Source organism: Mesorhizobium sp. M0663 (genome assembly GCF_040320585.1).
In the GTDB taxonomy this organism is placed as follows: Bacteria; Pseudomonadota; Alphaproteobacteria; order Rhizobiales; family Rhizobiaceae; genus Mesorhizobium.
This window is the reverse complement of sequence record NZ_JAMYPX010000075.1, coordinates 1-4,426: the sequence shown is the minus strand read 5'-3', so window position 1 is coordinate 4,426 and position 4,426 is coordinate 1. Positions and strand designations below refer to the sequence as shown.

Genomic DNA, 4,426 nt, shown 5'->3' with positions numbered 1-4,426 from the left:
ACTGCGATCGAAGCCTTCCATTCTTTGCCTCAGGCTGACAGCCGGTTTCGGAGTCCAGACCAGCCAGTGCAATTCATGAGCCGTCGCGTACTAAATACAAGCCCGTTTTTTGAAAATGATTTCAGATCCTGATTTTATTCTTGACGCCGAGAGCGATCGGATGATGCAATCGAAAAAAGAAAGATGATCGGAGGGGATTGTGGCGGGGAACCTTTATGGCTTGCTGGTCGGAATTGACGCGTATCGGGCGCCAGTTCCCAAGCTCAAAGGATGTGTAAGCGACATCGAAGAAGTCGCGAGCCTACTCGACGAACTCAGGGACGGCTGTGGGGACGGGTCGCGCCTCAAGCTTCTAAAGAATGAGGAAGCGACCCGGGCAAACATCATCGATGGTTTCAGAACGCATCTGTCGAAGGCAGGCGACGGGGATACAGCTCTTTTCTACTACAGCGGACATGGGTCGCAGGAAGACTCCCCACCGGAATTCTGGCATCTCGAACCTGATCATCTTGACGAAACCCTGGTCTGCTTCGATAGCCGCGACGAGGGTCAATGGGACCTCGCGGACAAGGAATTGGCTGGCCTGATCGCCGAGATCGCCGCTCGCCAGGTCCATGTGCTCTGTGTCCTTGACTGTTGCCACTCTGGAAGCGGCACCAGGGCTGGACTGGAATCGGGCTCCGCAGTCAGGCGAGCCCCGACCGACACGCGGCATCGGCCGTTAGAGGCTTTTCTCCAGTACGGGCCTGTCGCGGAGCGCAACCCTGATGGCCAGGCGTCCCCGACAGGATGGGCCTTTAGCCCGTCGGGAAAGCACGTCCTCCTCGCGGCCTGCAGGGCTGACGAGACTGCAAAGGAAGTCGTCGAAGGCGGAATACATCACGGGGCTTTCACTGCTGCTTTGCTCGCAGCGCTCCGTCAGACGAAGGGACAAATCTCGTACAGTGATCTTGTAAAACGGGCAGAGGCTCAGGTTCGGTTACGGGTGGACCAGCAAGTCCCGCAGATAGAGTGCAGTGATCCTGGCGAACTGCAGCAACTGTTTCTCGGTGGCGCCTCTCGCAATCAACGGGGCTTCACGTTGCGGTTTGATCGCGAACTGAACTGGGTCATCGATGGGGGGGCAATTCACGGAATCAGTGCCCCGGCACAGGAACAGTCAACCCTGCTAGCGATCTTCGACCTGGACAACCGTGTGGACGTGAAGCTGCAAGCAGATACCGCCTTGGCCATGGCTGAAGTCAAGGAGGTACGTCCCCAGCTTAGCCTGGTCGACCTGAAACCTCGGGACGCAGAACTTAGTTCGAAAGGGACATACCGCGCCATCGTCGTTACCACGCCCCTTCCCGCAACAGGTGTGCATTTGGCAGGGAACACCGCTGCACTTGAACTCTTGCGGCAAGCATTGGGCAACGCCGGCGAGGACGATGCACCTTCTCTTCTGGTCCGTGAGGTTAAAGGCGAGGATCACGCCGAGCTGCGCGTCGATGCCGATGCAGACTCATTTCGGATCAGCCGCGCCTTGAGCGAGAACCCCCTCGTGGCGGAGATCGAAGGGATCAACGAGATTGGCGCCCGCCTCGCCGTCGACCGTCTTGAACACATTGCCCGATGGGATGCCTTGGCGCGGCTGGGCAATCCAGTCAGCAGGCTGGCCGACGGACTGGCGGAGATCGTCGTGCTCGTGCAGGGCCGCGACGAGAGTGGCAAAGACGCTTGGAGAGACGCGGAATCCGACGGCGGAGTTCATCTCGAATATCAGCAAATTGGCGGCAAATGGCAGCAGCCCCAGCTTCGCATCGAATTGAGGAATCGAAGCGACACGGACCTTTATTGCGGCCTACTGTGGCTCGGAGAGGACTATTCCGTAAGCTCCGCACTCTTCCCCGGAGGTGTCGAGCACATTCCGGCTGGCAGGTCGGCTGCCGCAAACAATGGGAAAGCCATCTACGCATCGGTTCCCCAAGATCAATGGCGCGATGGTCGAACGGAAGCCCGTGACATCGTCAAGCTCATCGTCAGTACGGAGCAATTCGATCCAAGGCTCTTCGATCAGCCCCCCATCGATCGATATGTGAAAACGCGCTCTACAAAGGACGCAGGACAGCGCCCGCGCAATGTCCTCGAGCGGCTCGCCAAGCGGGTTCACTCGCGCGCCCTGTCCACTACGCCAGAGGGAAGTGAAATCATCGCTGACTGGGCGACGAGCGAGCTCGCGCTCACGGTGATACGACCGCTCGATGCCGCGGTTGTCCCCCCCGTTGGCCGTCACCAGACCCTGGGGGCTGGCGTCACGCTCGTCGGGCACGCCGACCTCAAGGCCAAAGCGCGTTTGGTGTCGCGAGGGGAAGCCACCCGCGATCTGGGAGGCCTGAGCACGCCTGCACTGTTTCGCGACGATCCAGTGAACGCAGAACCCTTCTATTTCCAGATCCCGCGCGGCGCGGAAGGCGGGCTGGGAGCGCTTGAGCTTTTCGACGTTGCAAACCCAGAAGTGGTCACAGCAAGTTCCCCGCTCTTGTTGCAGATGAACACGCCCCTTGGGCCCAACGAACACGTGCTGCCATTTGCGTGGGACGGAGAGTTCTATTTGCCGCTTGGATCGGCTCGGCGGATTGCAGACGGGATACAAATCGAGTTGCGCCAGCTTCCCTCGGCGGTCCAAACGGAAAGAGATTTGAAGCGCGGGATCCGCAGCTCAATCCGCATCCTCTTCCAGAAGATTCTCAGCGACAAACTGGGCACGGAATTCGACTACCCCCACCTGGCGGCAGTCAGCTTTGCGGTCGACGAAGCACCACGCTACGAAACAGCGCTCGATGCTGTTCGCTGTCGCATTGCCGAGGCCAGTCGCATACTTCTCTACGTCCACGGGATTTTGGGTGACACCCTGGGCATGACCGGAGCCTCACAAGAGGTCATTTCGATCGTGGACAAGCCGCCACAGCGGATCGCTGACAGATATGATCTAATTCTGGCCTTCGACTACGAGAATATCAACACGGGCATCAAGGAGACGGCCGCTAAGCTGAAGGACAGGCTCGCCGCTGTCGGACTTGGAGCGGATCACGGCAAGACATTGCACGTTGCGGCTCACTCCATGGGTGGTCTGATTTCGCGGTGGTTCATCGAGCGACTGGGCGGCAACCAGGTCGTGCAAAGGCTTGTAACGCTTGGGACCCCGCATGCGGGCTCGCCATGGCCAACGCTTCAGGATTGGGCGATGTCAGCTCTTGCTTTCGGCTTGAATCGGCTGGCAGTTGTTGCCTGGCCGCTGAAACTGGTTGGCAATCTCGTCAAGGCGGTGGAGTCGGTAGACGTCATGCTCGACGAAATGACTCCAGATTCGCAAATCATCGCCGAACTTAGACAGGCACCGGATCCGAAAATTCCATACTCGCTGATTGTGGGCAACACGTCGCTCATTCAAACAGGATCAGCAGGAGGGCAGGTAGAGAGACTCCTTTCAAAATTATCTCCTCAAAACCTGCTTCATGCTTCGGCCTCACTCGCGTTTTTACGGGCTCCCAATGACATTGCCGTAAGTGTTAGCAGCGCCGCGGCTGTACCCGACAATCGTGCCACCGTGTCTGACGTCACCTACGTCGCGTGTGATCACATCACATTCTTCAGCACAGACGCCGGTCGCGAAGCCCTGCTTGGAGTGCTAATGAAGGCATGAGTGGATCAGGCGCAATCGAAGGTTTTGCGCGCAACCTGGCGTTCCTGGTAGCGATTGACGATTACGCTGCCGGCGTCCCCAAGCTTCATTCACCTGTTGCCGATGCAAAGGCGCTGGCTCAATGCCTCAGTGACGAACACGGCTTCGAAACCGAGCTTGTGCTCGACGGTGCTGCAACGCTCGCAGGATTGCGCACATTTTTTGGCGACTTGCCAACGAGAGTCGGTAGCGACGATCGGGTTCTATTCTACTTCGCTGGCCACGGTACGGCGACGCCAGGCTCCGCAGGCCCGACCGACTATATTTTGCCTCACGACGCAGAGCGGGAGTCAAACACCAACTATTTGCCCACGGGCGCAGCTGGATGGTGGCGAAACATTCGGGAGCGGCTCCGCCGACCATGCCGCAGTAAGCCTACGTCGGCTTGCCGGCGGGTCCGATGCTCACCAGCGCATCGGTTCTCCCGATTTCGATTTACTAGCAAGCCTGTCCGAGGAGCTTAAGCGTTTACCCGGTCTTGTCGTTTGATTAGCGCGTGATCGGACACAAGCACGCCGTTCCATGCCTTGCCCAGTCCTGTGCTGCGCCGCATCCAACTTGACCTTGCCCCTCTGATCTAATCCGGTTTGAAGTTCGTTCGTACCCATCCGGTGAAGACCGCAGACGTGTATCCGGCGGCCATGAGGACCTGAGCACCGCGGTGCCGGCGTCAAGTTTTTGATGGGGAGACGCGATGATATTCTT

Annotated in this window: 2 protein-coding genes; both read left to right on the top strand. The window is 58.6% G+C overall.

Annotated features, from left to right (window positions below; translation table 11 throughout):
• Positions 1-199: 199 nt before the first annotated feature.
• Complete coding sequence (locus NKI54_RS35950; RefSeq protein WP_352694576.1) at positions 200-3,682, top strand: DUF7379 domain-containing protein; 3,483 nt, start codon at positions 200-202, stop codon at positions 3,680-3,682.
• Positions 3,679-4,185 (top strand): caspase family protein, encoded by a 507-nt coding sequence (locus NKI54_RS35945; RefSeq protein WP_352694574.1) that lies wholly within the window; start codon positions 3,679-3,681, stop codon positions 4,183-4,185. The genes NKI54_RS35950 and NKI54_RS35945 overlap by 4 nt, the downstream gene beginning before the upstream one ends.
• Positions 4,186-4,426: the final 241 nt, after the last annotated feature.